The sequence below is a fragment of the Staphylococcus sp. Marseille-Q1834 genome, from assembly GCF_916858875.1.
GTDB classification, from domain to species: domain Bacteria; phylum Bacillota; class Bacilli; order Staphylococcales; family Staphylococcaceae; genus Staphylococcus; species Staphylococcus pragensis.
Map to the genome: position 1 here is coordinate 1,622,441 of NZ_CAKASN010000001.1, position 18,498 is coordinate 1,640,938.

Here is an 18,498-nt window from a genome sequence, read left to right on the forward strand (position 1 = left end):
GTATAATGAAAAAATTACCAGAAGATTTTATTTTTGGTGGTGCGACAGCAGCCTATCAAGCTGAAGGTGCGACTCAAACAGACGGAAAAGGTCGTGTAGCATGGGACACTTATCTTGAAGAAAATTATTGGTATACAGCTGAACCAGCTAGTGATTTCTATAACAGATATCCAGTAGATTTAGAATTAAGTGAACAATTTGGTGTGAATGGCATTCGTATTTCAATTGCCTGGTCACGTATTTTCCCTAAAGGATATGGCGAAGTCAATCCTAAAGGTGTAGAATATTACCACAATTTATTTAAAGAGTGTCATAAACGTCATGTTGAACCATTTGTAACATTACATCACTTTGATACTCCAGAAACGTTGCATAGTGATGGCGATTTCTTAAATCGTAAAACAATTGATTACTTCGTAGATTATGCTAAATTCTGTTTTGAAGAATTCTCAGAAGTTAACTATTGGACTACTTTTAATGAAATTGGACCAATTGGAGATGGGCAATATTTAGTTGGTAAATTCCCTCCTGGAATTAAATATGATTTCGAAAAAGTATTCCAATCTCATCATAATATGATGGTAGCACATGCACGTGCAGTTAAATTATTTAAAGATAATGGATATAGTGGTGAAGTAGGGGTAGTTCACGCATTACCTACTAAATATCCATTCGATCCTTCTAACCCTGAAGATGTTAGAGCAGCAGAACTAGAAGATATTATTCATAACAAATTTATTCTAGATGCGACATATTTAGGTAAATACTCTCGCGAAACAATGGAAGGTGTTCAACACATTTTATCAGTAAACGGCGGTAAATTAGATATAACTGAAGAAGATTATCAAATTCTTGATGCAGCTAAAGATTTAAATGACTTCTTAGGTATCAATTACTACATGAGTGACTGGATGAAAGGCTATGATGGCGAATCTGAAATTACTCATAACGCTACTGGTGACAAAGGTGGTTCTAAATATCAACTTAAAGGCGTAGGTCAACGTGAATTTGATGTTGATGTACCACGTACTGATTGGGACTGGATGATTTATCCTCAAGGTTTATACGATCAAATTATGCGTGTAGTTAAAGATTATCCTAACTATCACAAAATTTATATCACTGAAAATGGTCTTGGATATAAAGATGAATTTGATACTGAACGTAAAACAGTTGATGATGATGCACGTATCGATTATGTGAAAAAACATCTAGAAGTAATCGCTGATGCTATTCGTGATGGTGCGAACGTAAAAGGTTACTTCATCTGGTCATTAATGGACGTCTTCTCATGGTCAAATGGTTATGAAAAACGTTATGGTTTATTCTATGTCGACTTTGATACACAAGAACGCTATCCTAAGAAAAGCGCATATTGGTATAAAGAATTAGCTAAAACTAAAGAAATTAAATAATTTTTAATTATAATCTCCCTTTAATATCAAGCAGATATTAGAGGGGGCTTTTTTATATATATTGATGGCAATATCTAGAAGCTAGTTTATACTTATTAATAAAAATAAACAGGTGGCGTTAAAGTTAATGACAAGAAGAAAAATGATTTATTTCATATTTACAATGTTTATAATGACTGCTTTAGTAGCAGGATGTAGCCAAACTGAGAAACAACAATCACAAAAATCGTCAGCGCTTACAAATCAAACAGTGACATTATTTATGCATGGATATGGAGGTAGTGAAAACTCTGAAAAATATATGGTGAAACAAGCAATAGATAAAGATGTGACTAAAGACGCCATTGTTGCCACAGTGAACAGTCAAGGTAAGGTACATTTCAAGGGTACTATTTCGAACGATGCTCAAAACCCAATTGTTAAAGTAGTGTTCGAAGATAATAAAAATGGCGATGTTAATCAAAATGCAACGAATATTAAGAATGTCTTATCTGAGTTAAAAGTGCAATACGGTTTCACTAAATATAACTTTGTCGCACATTCAATGGGCAATTTATCATTTGCATATTTTATGAAAGATTATGGTAATAATAAACAATTACCCCAACTTCAAAAAGAAGTTAACATTGCAGGTACATATAATGGTGTACTTAATCTTAATGAAAAGGTTAATGAAATTAGTGTAGATAAAAATGGTAAGCCTAATAAGTTGAATGATAACTATAAAGAATTATTAGGATTGAAAAAAATTTATAAAGGAAAAAATATCGATGTTTTAAATATATATGGCGACCTACAAGATGGCACACATTCAGATGGACGTGTCTCAAATAGTTCATCTAAGTCATTAAAGTATTTATTACAAGATAGTCCTAAATCATATAAAGAATCTAAATATACTGGTCCATCAGCACAACATAGTCAATTACACGACAATAAAGAAGTAGCGAATGAAATCATCAAGTTCTTATGGAATAAATAAGGAAATAAAAAAAGAGTAGACAGCGCGAGAAATTAAAATCAAGGCATTGTCTACTTTTTTATTCTTCTCTTAAAAGCAAGCATTAGCTAATTGTTTAAGTAACTCTAGTCTATTTTCTTCACCAAATACATGTGGCAGTATCATCATTTCATCTGCATCATAAGTTTGTTGCATATTATGCAATTGCTTAGCAACTTCGTGAGGTAAACCACTCACAATTCTATTTTTATTTTTCTCAATTTTAGCAAGTTCTCTGTCAGAATATTGACGTTGATGTGCAGATTCAATAGAAGGATAAAACATAGGTTGTTTTAAATAATTGATACGCATTAACCATAAATGAAGCGCATCGAGTAAATTATCAACTATTTCTAACTTTTCTGCAGTTACAACAAAGGTTGCCATAATAACGTAAGGCTTTTTGCCACTTAATTTATCATTATATAATTCGAATTGTTTACGATAGTGAGCGATGACTTTGTTTATTTGTGTCAAAGCCTGTCCCATATGAGCAATGACTAAGGGTAATCCTTTTCTAGCAGCGAGTTCAGCACTTCGTTCACTCATACCTAGAATATATAATTGCGGATAACTTTCAATAAATGGCGTAGCTTGTAGTGACATGAAGCGGTGAGGCTGCTTTGTATCATCAGTAAAATATTTGATTAAGTCATCTATTTGTTGAGATAACTCTGGCTTCTTAGTTTTAAATTCATTCAGTGCTTCGTTCACATTTTTAAAGCTAGGAGAACGACCAAGTCCCATATCAATACGATAGGGATGACGTGCTTCCATAATCTTAAATTGTTCAGCAACTTTATAAGCGCTGTAGTGGGGCAACATCACGCCTCCACTGCCAATATGGATACGATGCGTATGTTCTAATAACATCATCATCACCATTTCAGGCGCACTTGAGGCTACAGAAGGTACTTGATGATGTTCAGCAATCCAATAGCGCTCATAGCCTAGCTCATCAGCTAAAGTGGCTAACTCGACTGTATGATTAAAAGCATCTTGCGCTGAACGACCTTCGAATATAGGCACATAATCTAAGATTCCTAATTTCATATTAAGCAGGCTCCCTTTTTAAAAATATAAATCTCACATCATGTGTCATTATAAGTGGAAAGCATGATGATTGCGATTAGATTGTTTGAAGTACTATACTGTAAGCAAATATTGAAAGGAGTTTTAGGTGATGAAGAATGAACAAGTATTACTCGCTCAATATCCAGAAGGTATGCCACAAGATGATACATTTAAATACGAAGATATCGATGTAGCTGAATTAGGGAACGATGAAGTTCAAGTAGAATCGATTTATATTTCAGTAGATCCTTATATGCGAGGCAGAATGTCTCAAGCTGATTCATATGTAGAACCATTCGAAATAGGTCAACCTATTGAAAGTCATATCGTGGGCAAAGTAATCAACTCTAACTCTAATCAATTTCAAGAAGATGACATTGTTGTAGGAATGTTACCATGGAAACGCATCAATACTATAAATGAAGATAAAGTCGATAAAGTTTCAAATACAGATATACCATTACATTTATATTTAAGCACGCTAGGTTTAACTGGCCAGACAGCTTACCATGGTTTACTTAATATCGGACAACCTCAGCCAGATGAAACGGTAGTGGTTTCTGCTGCTTCTGGTGCTGTAGGTGCAGTTGTAGGACAGATTGCTAAATTGAAAGGTGCCCATGCTGTAGGCATTGCTGGCGGAGATGAGAAAGTGAATTATCTTACGGAAGAACTTGGCTTTGATGCTGGTGTAGATTATAAGAAAGACGATTTTGCTGAAGCTTTAGCTAAGGCAGTGCCAAATGGTGTGGATGTTTATTATGAAAATGTAGGCGGAGAAATTGGCGACGAAGTATTTAAACATCTTAACCGTCATGCGCGTATTCCAGTATGTGGAACGATTTCAAATTATAATCATCCGGAAGATGATCAAGGGCCACGTATTCAAAGTACCCTGATTAAAAAACAAGCGATGATGCGAGGATTTTTAGTAGCAGAATTTGCTGATGATTTTGAACAAGCTGGTAAAGAACTTGCACAGTGGATTCAAGAAGGTAAAATTAAAACTGAAGTATCAATTGAAGAAGGATTCAATAAATTACCGCACGCCTTTCGTAACTTGTTTACTGGAGATAATTTTGGTAAGCAAGTGGTCAAAGTTTCAGACGCTGAGTAATTTGGTTTCCCTTTTCAAAAAGCAACAGTAGATTGAATAAAAGGTGGCTAAGAAGTAATGAAAGTAATTGGATTTGAACAACCATTTAAATTAGAAGAAGGTAATTTATTTAAAGAATATGAACTTGAAACGCCTCAACTGAAAGCACGCGACATACTCGTAAAAATTCAAAGTATTAGTGTCAATCCGGTAGATACAAAACAGCGTATCACCCCTGTTGAAGATGTGCCAAGAGTGTTGGGATTCGACGCAGTTGGAATAGTTGAAGCGGTCGGTTCTGAAGTAGAATTATTTGAAGTAGGAGACCGAGTATTCTATGCTGGCACACCTAATCGACATGGGTCTAATGCGACTTATCAAGTTGTTGATGAACGCATTGTGGCGAAAGCCCCAAGTAATTTATCGGCTGAACAAGTGGCTAGTTTACCTTTAACCGGGCTTACCGCTTCGGAAACGCTATTCGACGCGTTTGGTATTTCAACTCATGCTAAAGAGAATGAAGGGAAATCACTATTAATAATTAATGGTGCTGGTGGTGTCGGAAGTATCGCAACACAAATTGCTAAAGCATACGGTTTACAAGTCATTACTACTGCTTCACGTGACGAAACGGTAGAGTGGAGTAAAAAGATGGGTGCTGATATTGTATTAAATCATAAGCATGATTTAGCAACGCAATTAAAGCAACATGATATTGAAGCGGTAGATTATGTATTTTGTACTTTCGATACAGATATGTATTATGACACGATGATTGAGGTTGTGAAACCGCTCGGCCACATTGCGACGATTGTTGCTTTTAAAGAGAAACAAGATTTAAATGCATTGAAAGCGAAGAATATTAGTTTCACGCATGAATTTATGTTTGCAAGACCCATACATCAAACAGCAGATATGATTCAGCAACATGAATATTTGAAAGATATTGCTGAAAAGGTAGAACAAGGTACGTATCAGCCTACAACTACTAACACGGTTTCAGGGCTTACAGTGGAGAACTTATATAATGCTCATAAAGCGTTAGAATCTAATTCAATGATTGGAAAATTAGTTATTAATATAGAAGAGTAAAAGGGAAGTAACAATCTATATAGAATTATCTTAAATATGGCGTTTATTATTATGCAATTAGGCAATAATAATAAACGTCATTTTTTAATGATAGATGGCATTAAAAATTAAATAACAACTTAAAGAAAGGAGTTTATGATGGATGAAAAATAAATCCATTAGTGTTGTATTCTGGACGGCATTAGGTATTTGTACATTGTTTGTCTTATATGGTGCATTATTACCGAAACAGTTAGAAACGGTAACTCAAAATATTACGTCATTTATAGCCGTCAACTTTTCATGGTACTACTTATTACTCGTTTTAATGATTTTCTTTATATGTGTGTATCTATTATTTTCTAGATATGCGTCAATTACTCTTGGGAAAGAAGGAGAAGATCCTGAATTCTCTTTACCTTCATGGTTTGCAATGCTGTTTAGTGCAGGAATGGGAATAGGCTTAGTATTTTGGACGACAGCCGAACCGCTCAGTCATGCATTTACATTGACACCGATACATAAAGCAGGCACTCAAGCTGCTATTAACGATGCATTTCAATTTGCATTTTTCCACTGGGGCGTCCATGCGTGGGCTGTCTATGGCATTGTTGCTTTAGTCTTCGCTTATTTTAGTTTCCACAAAGGGTATCCTGGATTAGTGAGTGCCACATTAGTTCCTATCTTTGGTGAGAAGCGAATGAAAGGGCCAATTGGAGGCGCTATAGACGTACTAGCGGTTATAGCAACTGTTACAGGGGTAGCGGCTACGTTAGGATTTGGCGCACTTCAAATTAACGAAGGGCTCAACTTCTTATTTGGCTTACCAAATAATTTTGGTACTCAAGTCATTTTAATTATTATAGCCACTATTTTATTTACATGGTCGGCTTGGTCTGGTATTGATAAAGGAATTAAAACATTAAGTAATATTAATATGTTATTAGCATTTATTGTCTTAATCGGTTTATTTATTGTAGGACCTACTTTATATATATTAAATACCTTTACTAATGGATTGGGTAACTATATCTTTAATTTCTTTAGTATGAGTTTACGTATCCCTATGAATGGGGGAGAGAAATTTCAGTGGTTACAAAATTGGACAATCTTCTATTGGGCATGGTGGGTCTCATGGGCACCATTCGTTGGTATCTTCATCGCACGTGTGTCTAGGGGCCGTACGATTAAAGAATTTATATTAGGGGTATTGTTCGTGCCAGCACTTGTATGTTTCTTCTTCTTTGCAGTATTTGGTGCTTCAGCTGTTTATCTGCAAGACAAGGGGATTGCGAATATAGCGAAAGAAGCGACAGAAACAGCAACATTTGCGACGTTGGAACATTATTCACTAGGATTTGTTTTAAGTATTATTACTTTAATAGTCATCATGATATTCTTTGTTACTTCAGCTGACTCAGCTACTTATGTACTAGGCATGCTAAGTTGTAAAGGTGATATTAATCCTGCTTCTTTTGTAAAAGTAAGCTGGGGTATCATACTTGCTCTATTTGCGATGATTATGATTTATACAGGTGGTACACAAGCCATTCAAAATTTACTTATCATTGCAGCATTACCGTTCTCACTTGTAATTATATTTATGATTTGGTCACTCTTTAAATCTTTATCGAATGATCATCCACGGCATTCAAAACAACACTTTTTACAGTATAAAAATTCTGAAGAAAAATTAAATAAAAAATAATTATAAATTTTATGTTTTTATTGTGCTAAATTTGGGAATATCATTTTTAGACAGTAAACTTTAATGAATTTTAAAAAAAGAATAAAATAATTTAAATTTAGTGTTTTAAAAAACATTTAAAGGGTACTTAATCTCTATAATTCATTTAATAGTTCAACAATAACTAAGGAGGTGCATGACGAGGTGAAAAGATTAAAAAACTTTATCCTCGGCCTATTAATAGTTGCTATTGTTGGATTCCTATTGTTTATGTACATAAAAGATAGTCGTATTTCTCAATACCAACACTACTTCTTACAATTCAATTGGTTCCAACCACTATTAATTGGTTTAGCTGCTCTACTTATATTGATCGGTTTAATATTAGTACTCAGCATTTTCAAACCAACATATAGAAAACCAGGTTTATACAAAGACTACAATGATGGACATATTTATGTATCACGTAAAGCAGTCGAAAAAACTGCATATGATACGTTAACTAAATATGAAGATGTAAGACAACCTAATGTAGTTACTAAGCTTTACAATAAGAAAAATAATTCTTATATCGATATTAAAGCAGACTTCTTAGTACCAAATAGTGTACAAGTTAAGTCTTTAACTGAAAGTATTAGAGCTGACATTAAACATAATGTTGAGCATTTTACTGAAATGCCAGTTAGAAAATTAGAAGTTAATGTCAGAGATCAAAAATCTGCAGGACAACGCGTACTGTAAGGGAGGGATAACATGGCTGATAATAATAATCAAAATGGACAAGATGCTGGTCAACAAGTTATTGACTTCATTAAAGCTTATAAATGGCGTATCATCGGTTTCTTCGCATTTTTAATTATAGCAATCTTATTCCTAACTTTAGGATTCTGGAAAACAATTTTAATCATTGTTTTATGTTTAATTGGAATTGGCGTTGGGTATATTAAAGACCGTACACAAGATTTCATGAACTTCTTAAATAGATGGAGTTAGATTTATCTAGTTAAGAATTCATATAAATAAAAAACAAAGTTTTAAATTAATAAAAATTTCTTAATAAAAAGGAGAATGTTTATCATGGCAGTAGATAACAATAAAGCTAAACAAGCATACAATAACCAAACTGGAGTTAACGAACAAGAAAGAGAAGAACGTCAAAGAGAAGCTCAAGAACGTAGAGAAGAACGTAACGATCAACGTTTCGAAAACAAATTAACTTTCTCTGATGAAGTTATCGAAAAAATCGCTGGTATCGCAGCTCGCGAAGTAAGAGGAATCTTAGACATGAAAGGCGGTTTCGCTGATAATTTCACTAACGCTTTCTCAAGCGGTAACAACGTAACTCAAGGTGTTTCTGTTGAAGTTGGCGAAAAACAAGCAGCTGTAGACTTAAAAGTAATCTTAGAATACGGCGAATCAGCTCCAAAAATCTTCCGTAAAGTAACTGACTTAGTTAAAGAACAAGTTAAATACATTACTGGTTTAGATGTTGTTGAAGTTAACATGCAAGTTGACGATGTAATGACTAAAAAAGAATGGGCTCAAAAAAATGATAAAAACAGAGACAACAACAATAACAACAACTCTGAAAGATCAGGTTTACAATAATAAGTAATAACCTTTAAACCTTAAGGCGTTCATCGTCTTAAGGTTTTTTTAGGTATGAAAAAACAGGAACGAAGATACCTTCGTTCCTGTTTGTATTTGCTTAACGATGTAATGGGTTGTCTACTTTAATATAAGTATAATGGTGTGCTTCGTCTTCTAAACGCATCGTTGTCACACATTTATAATCAATCGTTTCAGCGAATAAAGTAGAGGATATTGTATTTAAACGTTCCTCTTCAACATCATTTAAATCTACTAAAATTTGCTGAATGATATCACTAATTTGACGCCACATAGTCTCCTCAAATGATGTATCTTCAATTACTTTAGCTACGGTTAATACAAGTTCACCTAAATGATTTTGCACAGTAGAATAAAATGCTTTATTAAATACTGAAGTTTTAGAATCAGTAAGAATTCTAGATTTTTCATGGAAGTCATCCGTAGCATAGCCGCTTGCATTAAGTTGAGCTTCATCAATACGTAAGCCTTCAAAATCACGAATATATATTGTATTTAAACTACCATCTTTATTAAATGAAGCAATTGAATTCTGTAAATGCGCTTCAAGTGCAATTCCGTATTTAATGTATAAAGGAAGCACAATGCCCAATAATTGTGTTGAATAGTCACGTAGCCATAATTGAGCTGCTTCTTCAAAACTGTCTATCCCTTCACTTTGTCGGAATAATTGAATAAGACTCACAATAGGCGTTTCTTCGTTATATTTATAATTCGCAACTAAACTTGATGGAATCATAGGAATACTGTCATTAGCAATTAATTGATAAATATTTTCTCGGAAAAGGGTGCCTAACTGTTCACTACGATCAGTTTGAATGTACTCAGGGTCATTTATGTTATAGAAATGTATACCTGCTAACTCATCTAATATTTCAATGCGATATTCATGAAATACACTATCATTATTTAAAATGTCATTTAATATCTTTGTTACTAAAGGACCGTTATGTGTTGTTTGCTCCGATAATGTTCTAATTTCCCCAGTAATATGTACATTCGTTGATAGTTTAATATGAGGTAATTGATTTGGATATTTAGGCATCAATGTTCTGAATGATAAACCGGCATAATATGGCAACCTCATATTTAAAGGAATAATGAGTTGTTGCTTAAGTTCTGATTGATATTGAACCTTTAAAATATAATCATATTGCCAAGGATGAACAATCATTAAATGATATTGTGATAAATTGATACTTTCATCTAGTTCCTTAGAAATTTGAGCGTATAATTCAGGTAAGATAGATTCTATCTCATTATTATAGCTATTAGATAACGCTTGAGTATTTGCGATACTTTCATGAATTAATACACATTTTAAATGAATTTCTTTACCGTATTCAGAGCTATAATAAATATTTTCTTGAGCGCTTAACCCTTTACGTAATTTTGCACCAGGATGAAGCGGATGACCTTCAATTACAGCTTGTTCAGAACGCAAGTAACTGTCTTCATGCGTAGAAATGATATCTAGAAGTGGTTTGTTCATGTCACGCATATGATAGGCTTGATAAGCTAATGCAAGTGCCATATTCGCCACACTATTATCTAAATCATCTTTAAATTGGTCACTAGCCTCATTATTGAGCGTTGGGTCTTCGATTAAGATATTATCTAAAACTTCAAGTGGATGCATCACTCGCGTAAATTCGCTTTGTTCCTCCTTTGATTCAAAGAAAGGTCCTACCACATCTACTCGACCGAATGCATGTCGACCTTCAACTTTTCCATATATGTATTTTTTTGCTTTTGGAAAATGAATGCACAATACGTCTTCCGCTTTATCAATTGATAAACGAGCAAACTTACTAGCTGACACGATTTCACTATTATCTTTAGCATTCACTAAATTCTCACGGTATAAAGAAATAATTAAACGTTGTGAAATCTTATCACGACTTGCCAACAAGTTATCTTTAAAATCACCTAATAATTGAGGATAATTTTGTTTTAAGAATGCATAAGCAGCTTGCTCCTCCTCAGTTAATTGAATATTAAAGTTATTGATATTAATTATGTTAGTCATAAAACACCTCAAAATTATTTTACAAAAATCAAAAAGATTTGTATAATCCATATTATCGATAATGATATTCATTATCAATTATAAAGGAGTAGGTGACACACTGTGGCAAAATTTTTCTTTTCCAGTTCCTTTTTATTATTTCTGGGAAATTGGATAGGACAAATTGGTTTAAACTGGTATGTACTTACTAGTTATCATAACGCAGTTTATTTAGGTTTAGTTAATTTTTGCCGACTCGTACCTATTTTAATACTAAGTGTATGGGCAGGTACAATTGCTGATAAATATGATAGGGGATTATTGCTTAGAATTACAATATCTTCTTCTTTTTTAGTGACTACACTATTGTGTGTTTGTACCTTTACTATCTCCCATATTTCAATTATAGTGATATTAATTTATGCTAATTTACGTGGCATATTGAACGCGGTAGAAACGCCAGTAAGACAAGCATTGTTGCCTGATTTGTCTGAAAGATTGAATACGAGCCAAGCCGTTTCTTATCATTCATTTATAATTAATATTTGTCGCTCGATAGGTCCAGCAATTGCAGGAATTATTCTTGCTGCGTATCATGCCCCAGCAACATTCTTAGCACAAGCGATTTGTTATTTAATGGCTGTGTTATTTTGTATACCGCTTCATTTTGAACGGGTTAATAACGATGTCAGTAAGACTAAAGAATATTCATTGAAGTTCGTATGGCAGTATTTTAAAACAAATGCGCAAGCATCCAGGATTTTTATAACTTCATTAATTATAATGGCAACTGGATTTTCTTATACGACCTTGGTACCCGTACTCGTTCATCGAATATTTCCTGGTAAATCTGAAATATTTGGTATTTCCATGACTTTTTGTGCAATCGGTGGTATGATTGCTACACTTTTATTACCCATTATTTTGAAAAAGATAAATACTGTAAATATGTATTATTTAAGTTCATGTTTATTTGGTTTAGCATTATTAGGTGTAGTCATACAAAATGTAGTAGTAATGTTTATTAGCATGGCACTTGTAGGATTATTTAGCCAATGGGCGCGTACGTCAAATAGAATTTATTTTCAAGAACAAGTGTCTCCTGAAAATCGTGGGAAAATATTAAGTATCGTTATGATGGATAGAGGTATGATTCCTTTGGGAAGTCTATTGATGACAGCGCTCTCGGATTGGATGGGTGTCTTAACTACCTTTATCGTCATGGGCTTATTTACAACTGTTGTAGCCTTAACCGTTCATTTACTACAAAGAACAACTAAAGTGGAGGAGTCGAATAATGCAAAGTGATTGGGAATTAGCAGATAAAAATTTACAATACCGCGTCTTAAATGCATTAGTTAAAGAAAAGATATGGGCATCCTCAACAAGAATTACAACTCAAGATCATCAGCTTGAAATACAACTTTATGGATGCGTACTGACAATTTATTATAAACATTTAAGCGAAATGGTTCGATATACTTTTGAGGGACCAATAACTTATAGCTGTGGAAAAAATAAAGTAGAAATAACGTCGTTAGAGAATTTATTAGATGTTTTAGAGCAACATTTTGAAGTTGAGATAAGCGAGCGTTTACGTGCAGAATTATTACATAGTAGAGATAGCTTTATTGAAGTGTACAGACATTTCAATAATCGCAAAAAACATATCCAAGATAGTTTGAAATTTTCACGTATGCCGATCACGATTAATTTCTTTGCTTGGTTACAACATTTAAGTGATTCGAATGACTTCAATGACTTAATGTATTCTGAAAGCTTAGTGATTGAAGGTCATCCAACACATCCGTTGACAAAAACAAAATTACCTCTATCAATGGAGGAAGTTAAACAATATTCACCTGAATTTGAAAAAATTATTCCATTAAAAATCATGTTATTACATAAAGATTATGCAAAAGTAACGTCTATAGATGGAAATAGCTCATTTGTATTGGAAGAAGTGATTCCAGAATATCATTCTAAACTAAGAAAATTTATTCAAACCTTTCATCTTTCGCTTGATGATTACCAAGTTATATTTGTTCATCCTTGGCAATATCAACATACTATTTATCATCAATTCGAACAGTGGATTAAAGATCAAATTTTAATTGCTACACCATTTGATATAGAATCGAAAGCAACGTTATCATTTAGAACAATGTCGCTGACCAATAAACCGTATCATATAAAATTACCAGTCAATGTACAAGCGACTAGTGCTGTAAGAACGGTATCAAGTGTAACGACAGTCGATGGTCCAAATTTAAGTATGGCATTGCAAGAAACACTTAATCAATATCCACAACTCAAAGTAGCACTTGAACCTTTTGGTATATATGCTAATACCGAAGATGATCGCGCACGACAATTGGCATGTATTATTAGAGAGAAACCCTATATTGCTAATAATGGTGCAACAATCGTTACAGGGGCATTAGTAAATCCTAATCCGGTTGATGGAAATATTACCGTTGATAGCTACATTGAATGGGTAAGTGGAGAAATAAGTCAGAACATTTCTCAATTTATGAGAACATACTGTCGCCAATTAGTCACACCGTTAATTGCTTTAATTCAAGATTACGGTATTGCTTTAGAGGCTCATATGCAAAATACAATTGTAAATCTTGGACCTCAATTTCAAATGAACTTTGTCGTTCGTGATTTAGGAGGCTCTCGTATTGATTTAGATACCTTGTATAAGAAATTAAAGGATATTAATGTGACGAATACTAGTTTAATAGCGTCCTCCATTGATGAAGTTATAGCGAAATTCCAACATGCTGTAGTACAAAATCAGCTTGCGGAATTAATTCATCACTTTTCAAAAAACGAAAGTATAAGCGAAGTCGAATTATTTAATATTGTACAAGAAGAAATTGAGCTTGCAATAAGTGATGATAAGCCACATGCTGAAACGTTAAGACAAATCTTATTTGGATCAACTATCACGGTTAAAGCGTTGCTTCGTATGAGAATGGAAAATAAAGTTAAAAAATATCTTAATATAGAACTTGATAACCCGATAAAAAAAGAGGTGAATTAAGTGGCAGATATCTCAATTAATTTATCTAAAATTGCATATAATGCTGAAGTCTTGCACAGTATACTAGCAGAACAAGATATTCATTTGACGCCAGTCGTAAAATGTATTGCTGGTGATACGAAAATATTAGAAACATTGATTGACTTAGGATTTAATCATTTCGCGGAATCAAGATTAGAAAATATCAATTCGGAACTTCAGAATAGATGTAGTTATTTATTATTAAGACCGACACCTAAAAAACGATATTTAGAATTAGTTGAAAACGTAAAAATGAGTATTCAAACTGAAATTCAAGCAATTCGCGATATCAATGACATTGCTGGTCAACTTAATAAAAAACATCAAATTATAATAATGATAGATTGGAAAGATGGCCGAGAAGGTGTCTTAACTTATGATATGCTTGATTACATAAAAGAAATAATTGCAATGAAACACATCCAATTTATAGGTATCGCTTTTAATTTTATGTGTTTTAAATCCTTAGCACCTACAGAAGATGATATTTTTGCGATTAATCAATTTGTGCAAGCTATTGAGAATGAAATAGGCTTCCGTTTGAAAATTATATCTGGCGGCAATTCAAGTATGCTACCGCAATTAATGTATAATGATTTAGGTCGTATTAATGAATTAAGAATAGGTGAAGCATTATTTAGAGGCGTAGATACAACGACGTATCAACCCATTCCACGATTATTTCAAAACGCAATTACGCTTGAAGCGGAAATAATTGAGATTAAACCTCGTTTATTAGAGGGAAGTCAATGTTATTTACAAGCCATATTGGATATAGGCTATATTGATACAGTGATTAATAAAATCATCCCACTTAATGATAAAGTTAAAATCATTGGAGCTACAAGTGATCATTTAATGATTGATTTAGGAAACCAAGATTTTTATCAAGTTGGAGATACAATTTCTTTTAGCCTTGAATATGAAGCATTATCTCAAATCATGTATCATCAAAAAATATCTAAAACATATGTGAAAGATCAACACATTCAGTCTTTGATCGAGCAAGTAAGTAGTGCTTCATTAGCTATTTATTAAAAAAATGATGTCATGCAATATATCAATTTGAAAATATTTTCATATTTGATACATTTAGTCATTAGTCAGTTTTCAATACTGATTAATGGCTTTTTTGAATTTATCCGTAATATTATTTAACACTTTTCAAAGATAAAAAATAAATGATTTATATAAAAAAATTAAAAAATCTTTCAAATGATGTTGACATTGATAATCGTTATCAATAAACTAGTTATTGTAAACCTATACATATTAAGGAGTGGGAGTAATGAAAGGCTTCAAAATTGCCGGAATTGCCGCATTGTTATTTGCATTAGTGCTTGTCACTGCATGTGGTAATGTAAGTAATAATGGTTCTAAGGATTCTGATAGCAAATCCTCATCATCGAAAGATTCGATTGAAATTAAGCATGAATTAGGTACAACTAAAGTCCCTAAAGATGCTAAAAAAGTAGTAGCTTTAGAATTCTCATTTGTAGACGCATTAGCAGCTTTAAATGTAAAACCTGTTGGGATAGCTGATGATAATAAACCAAATCGTATTATCAAACCTTTAAAAGATAAAATAGGTAACTATACATCTGTAGGTGCGCGTAAACAACCAAACTTAGAAGAAATCAGCAAGTTAAAACCAGATTTAATTATTGCAGATAGTAATAGACATAAAGGTATTTATAAAGAGCTAAGTAAAATTGCTCCAACTATTGAGCTAAAAAGTTTCGATGGAGACTATAAAGAAAACATCGATGCCTTCAAAACTGTAGCTAAAGCTTTAAATAAAGAAGATGAAGGTAAAAAACGTTTAGATGAACATAAGAAAAAATTAGCTGAATATAAAGATGAAATTCAATTTGATAAAAATGAAAAAGTCTTACCAGCTGTAGCTTCTAAATCAGGATTGCTTGCTCACCCAAGTGAATCTTATGTTGGTCAATTCTTAACTGAACTTGGCTTTAAAGAAGCATTAACTAAAGATGTAACTAAAGGTTTAAGTAAATATTTACAAGGACCATACTTACAGTTAAATGCTGAAACATTAAAAGACGTAAATCCTAAACGTATGTTTATTATGACTGACGGTGCAAGTCCAAAAGAACCATCTTATCAAGAAATGAAAAAAGATCCAGTTTGGAATACTTTAGATGCAGTTAAACATGATCGTGTAAGTATCGTAAACCGTGACACTTGGGCGCGTGCACGTGGTTTAATATCTTCAGAAGAGATGGCTAAAGAACTTGTTGAAATTTCTAAAAAAGATAAAGAGAAGTAAGGTGGATGAACAATGACTATGAGATCAACTGATAGTCAATCCGCTAATGAAAGAGCAACTAAGAAACGCACTACACTCACGTTTATTGTGAGTGTGTGCTTTCTTTTTATTTTTGCTTACTTTAATTTAGCGATTGGTTCTTCAGACATTCATGCTAAAGATATTTATGATTACTTTTTTACTTCAGTAAATAATAAACAAACATTTCTTATTCATAACGTAAGAATGCCAAGAATGATTGGTGGGTTAATCATAGGTGGTGCACTTGCGCTTGCAGGATTATTAATGCAAGCTATAACTAGAAATCCATTGGCCTCTCCTCAAATATTTGGCGTCAACTCAGGTGCCTCTTTTGTTATCGTTTTAGTAACTATTTTAATTCCATCTTTAGGGAAATACGCTACTTTATTTGCTTTTATAGGTTCATTTATTGGTGGACTAACAGTATATTTACTATCCGGTTCAACAAAAAAGATTACGCCGGTTAAATTAGCATTAGCAGGTATGGCCATTCATTTATTCTTCAGTAGTTTAACGCAAGGGATTATTATTTTAAATGAAGATTCTAATACTACAGTGATGTTTTGGCTAGTGGGCTCATTAAATGGATTAAAATGGACGTCAGTACTATCAATTATGCCATGGCTACTTATAGCATTTATCATTACATTATTAATGGGACGTCAATTAACCATTATGGAATTAGGGGACGATATTGCTAAAGGTTTAGGACAAAAAACGCAACTTATTCGTATCATCATAGGTCTTCTTGTTATTGTGTTAGCAGGTGCTTCAGTTTCAATAGCAGGGCCGATTGGTTTTGTTGGTTTAATTGTTCCTCATATAGTTAAACGTTACGTAAGCAAAGATTACTTTATTATGGTGCCACTAACTTTTCTAATAGGTGCAGATTTATTACTTTTATCTGATATGCTTAGTCGCCTCATTACCTTCCCATACGAATCTCCAGTAGGTATTGTAACGTCATTTGTAGGGGCTATTTATTTCTTATTAATTACACTTAGAGGGGTGAAACGAATATGACAAGACGAAATTTATCTATTCGTTACGCCATTGTTATTATTTGTCTAATTATTAGTATTTTTATAAGTTTATGCGTTGGCTCTACTATGTATAGCCCAATGAAAGCATTAAAAGGTATATTCACGCTTGATGACTTTATATTAAATGAATACCGTATACCTCGGACATTATTAGGATTAGTAGTAGGTAGTAGTTTAGCTATTTCTGGTGCGGTAATTCAAGGTGTAGTGAGAAATCCATTAGCTTCACCAGACGTTATCGGTATTACTAAAGGTGCCAGTTTAGCTGCTATTATCGTCATAATGGTATTTCCAACTGCTCCACTTATTGTGCTACCCATAGGCTCATTCATTGGTGCATTAGTCATTAGCTTAATTTTGTCATTTTTAATTTCAAAATTTAATATCAAAGGCTCTACACTTGCATTGATTGGATTAGCTATAGGTGCGATTTGTACTGCAGTAGTACAATTTTTATTAATTCGTAATCCTATGGATGCAAATAATGCATTAATTTGGTTAACTGGTAGCTTATACGGTCATACAATTGAGAACTTTTATTCTATTATTCCTTGGTTTATTATTACATTACCATTAGTACTTGGTTTAAGTTATCAATTGGATATCCTAAATTTGGGAGATAATATTGCAGTCGCATTAGGAGCTAAAGTTCAACATCTTAAGATGATTTTACTTATATTATCTGTCATGTTAGCCGGGGCATCTATTTCAGTAGTTGGTGGCATTAGTTTCTTAGGACTCATTTCTCCTCATATCGCTAGATCACTTGTAGGGCAACGTTATTTCCATGTTGTTATCATGTCTGGTTTAATAGGTTCAGTACTTATCTTAGTCAGTGATGGATTAGCTAGAGGCATCCATCCGCCATTAGATATTCCTGTAGGAGTGATTATCGCTATTATAGGTGTTCCTTATTTCTTATTTTTACTTAGAAGAATTTAATATTGTCTTTCATATAGCTAATTCCTTTATAAATTTAGAGGAATTAGCTTTTTTATATTGCACGCTTTTTGAAAATGAGATATAGTATAGAACATATTGTTTATAAAAATACAAATAAAGACATATTTATATAATTTATACAGTATAAT

At 33.0% G+C, this 18,498-nt stretch carries 16 protein-coding genes; 14 read left to right on the forward strand and 2 right to left on the reverse strand.

Annotated elements, in window-relative coordinates; genetic code table 11:
- Positions 1-2 precede the first annotated feature (2 nt).
- Together lacG and LIX58_RS08045 are read left to right on the forward strand one after the other, a co-directional pair.
- Positions 3-1,415, forward strand: a complete 1,413-nt coding sequence (gene lacG / locus LIX58_RS08040; protein WP_154837829.1) for a 6-phospho-beta-galactosidase — start codon at positions 3-5, stop codon at positions 1,413-1,415.
- A gap of 127 nt (positions 1,416-1,542) precedes the next feature.
- Positions 1,543-2,397, forward strand: a complete 855-nt coding sequence (locus LIX58_RS08045) for an alpha/beta hydrolase (protein WP_413470806.1) — start codon at positions 1,543-1,545, stop codon at positions 2,395-2,397.
- 69 nt (positions 2,398-2,466) lie between these two features.
- Here LIX58_RS08045 and LIX58_RS08050 read toward each other — a convergent pair whose 3' ends face one another.
- A complete protein-coding gene (locus tag LIX58_RS08050) occupies positions 2,467-3,468 on the reverse strand; it encodes an LLM class flavin-dependent oxidoreductase (RefSeq protein ID WP_154837636.1) in 1,002 nt (333 codons plus the stop codon).
- A 130-nt stretch (positions 3,469-3,598) separates the two neighbouring features.
- Between LIX58_RS08050 and LIX58_RS08055 the strand changes: the two genes are divergently transcribed.
- The 6 genes from LIX58_RS08055 to LIX58_RS08080 all read left to right on the forward strand — a co-directional run bounded on the left by LIX58_RS08055 (position 3,599) and on the right by LIX58_RS08080 (position 8,951).
- Positions 3,599-4,606, forward strand: coding sequence for an NADP-dependent oxidoreductase (locus tag LIX58_RS08055; RefSeq protein WP_226386237.1), 1,008 nt, complete (start codon positions 3,599-3,601; stop codon positions 4,604-4,606).
- Between the two features lie 57 nt (positions 4,607-4,663).
- Entirely contained in the window at positions 4,664-5,677 is a 1,014-nt protein-coding gene (locus LIX58_RS08060) for a zinc-binding alcohol dehydrogenase family protein (RefSeq protein ID WP_154837632.1), read from the forward strand.
- Between the two features lie 142 nt (positions 5,678-5,819).
- Positions 5,820-7,364, forward strand: a complete 1,545-nt coding sequence (locus tag LIX58_RS08065) for a BCCT family transporter (protein WP_154837630.1) — start codon at positions 5,820-5,822, stop codon at positions 7,362-7,364.
- Between the two features lie 183 nt (positions 7,365-7,547).
- Positions 7,548-8,084, forward strand: coding sequence for an alkaline shock response membrane anchor protein AmaP (amaP, locus tag LIX58_RS08070; protein WP_126565767.1), 537 nt, complete (start codon positions 7,548-7,550; stop codon positions 8,082-8,084).
- Between the two features lie 12 nt (positions 8,085-8,096).
- Positions 8,097-8,336 (forward strand): DUF2273 domain-containing protein, encoded by a 240-nt coding sequence (locus LIX58_RS08075; RefSeq protein WP_103329012.1) that lies wholly within the window; start codon positions 8,097-8,099, stop codon positions 8,334-8,336.
- An 84-nt stretch (positions 8,337-8,420) separates the two neighbouring features.
- A complete protein-coding gene (locus LIX58_RS08080) occupies positions 8,421-8,951 on the forward strand; it encodes an Asp23/Gls24 family envelope stress response protein (protein ID WP_126565766.1) in 531 nt (176 codons plus the stop codon).
- 100 nt (positions 8,952-9,051) lie between these two features.
- Here LIX58_RS08080 and LIX58_RS08085 read toward each other — a convergent pair whose 3' ends face one another.
- The gene (locus LIX58_RS08085) at positions 9,052-10,989 is read right to left on the reverse strand and encodes an IucA/IucC family protein (RefSeq protein WP_413470817.1); all 1,938 of its coding nucleotides are present in this window, start codon (positions 10,987-10,989) and stop codon (positions 9,052-9,054) included.
- Positions 10,990-11,103: 114 nt separating this feature from the next.
- Between LIX58_RS08085 and LIX58_RS08090 the strand changes: the two genes are divergently transcribed.
- The 6 genes from LIX58_RS08090 to LIX58_RS08115 all read left to right on the forward strand — a co-directional run bounded on the left by LIX58_RS08090 (position 11,104) and on the right by LIX58_RS08115 (position 18,349).
- Entirely contained in the window at positions 11,104-12,288 is a 1,185-nt protein-coding gene (locus LIX58_RS08090; protein ID WP_154837626.1) for an MFS transporter, read from the forward strand.
- Positions 12,275-14,032, forward strand: coding sequence for an IucA/IucC family protein (locus LIX58_RS08095; RefSeq protein WP_154837624.1), 1,758 nt, complete (start codon positions 12,275-12,277; stop codon positions 14,030-14,032). Before LIX58_RS08090 ends, LIX58_RS08095 begins: the two co-directional genes overlap by 14 nt.
- Positions 14,033-15,091 (forward strand): alanine racemase, encoded by a 1,059-nt coding sequence (locus LIX58_RS08100; protein ID WP_126565762.1) that lies wholly within the window; start codon positions 14,033-14,035, stop codon positions 15,089-15,091.
- Between the two features lie 250 nt (positions 15,092-15,341).
- Positions 15,342-16,343 (forward strand): ABC transporter substrate-binding protein, encoded by a 1,002-nt coding sequence (locus tag LIX58_RS08105; RefSeq protein ID WP_154837622.1) that lies wholly within the window; start codon positions 15,342-15,344, stop codon positions 16,341-16,343.
- A 12-nt stretch (positions 16,344-16,355) separates the two neighbouring features.
- Positions 16,356-17,387 (forward strand): FecCD family ABC transporter permease, encoded by a 1,032-nt coding sequence (locus tag LIX58_RS08110; RefSeq protein WP_154837620.1) that lies wholly within the window; start codon positions 16,356-16,358, stop codon positions 17,385-17,387.
- Entirely contained in the window at positions 17,384-18,349 is a 966-nt protein-coding gene (locus LIX58_RS08115) for a FecCD family ABC transporter permease (RefSeq protein WP_126565759.1), read from the forward strand. Before LIX58_RS08110 ends, LIX58_RS08115 begins: the two co-directional genes overlap by 4 nt.
- Positions 18,350-18,498 lie beyond the last annotated feature (149 nt).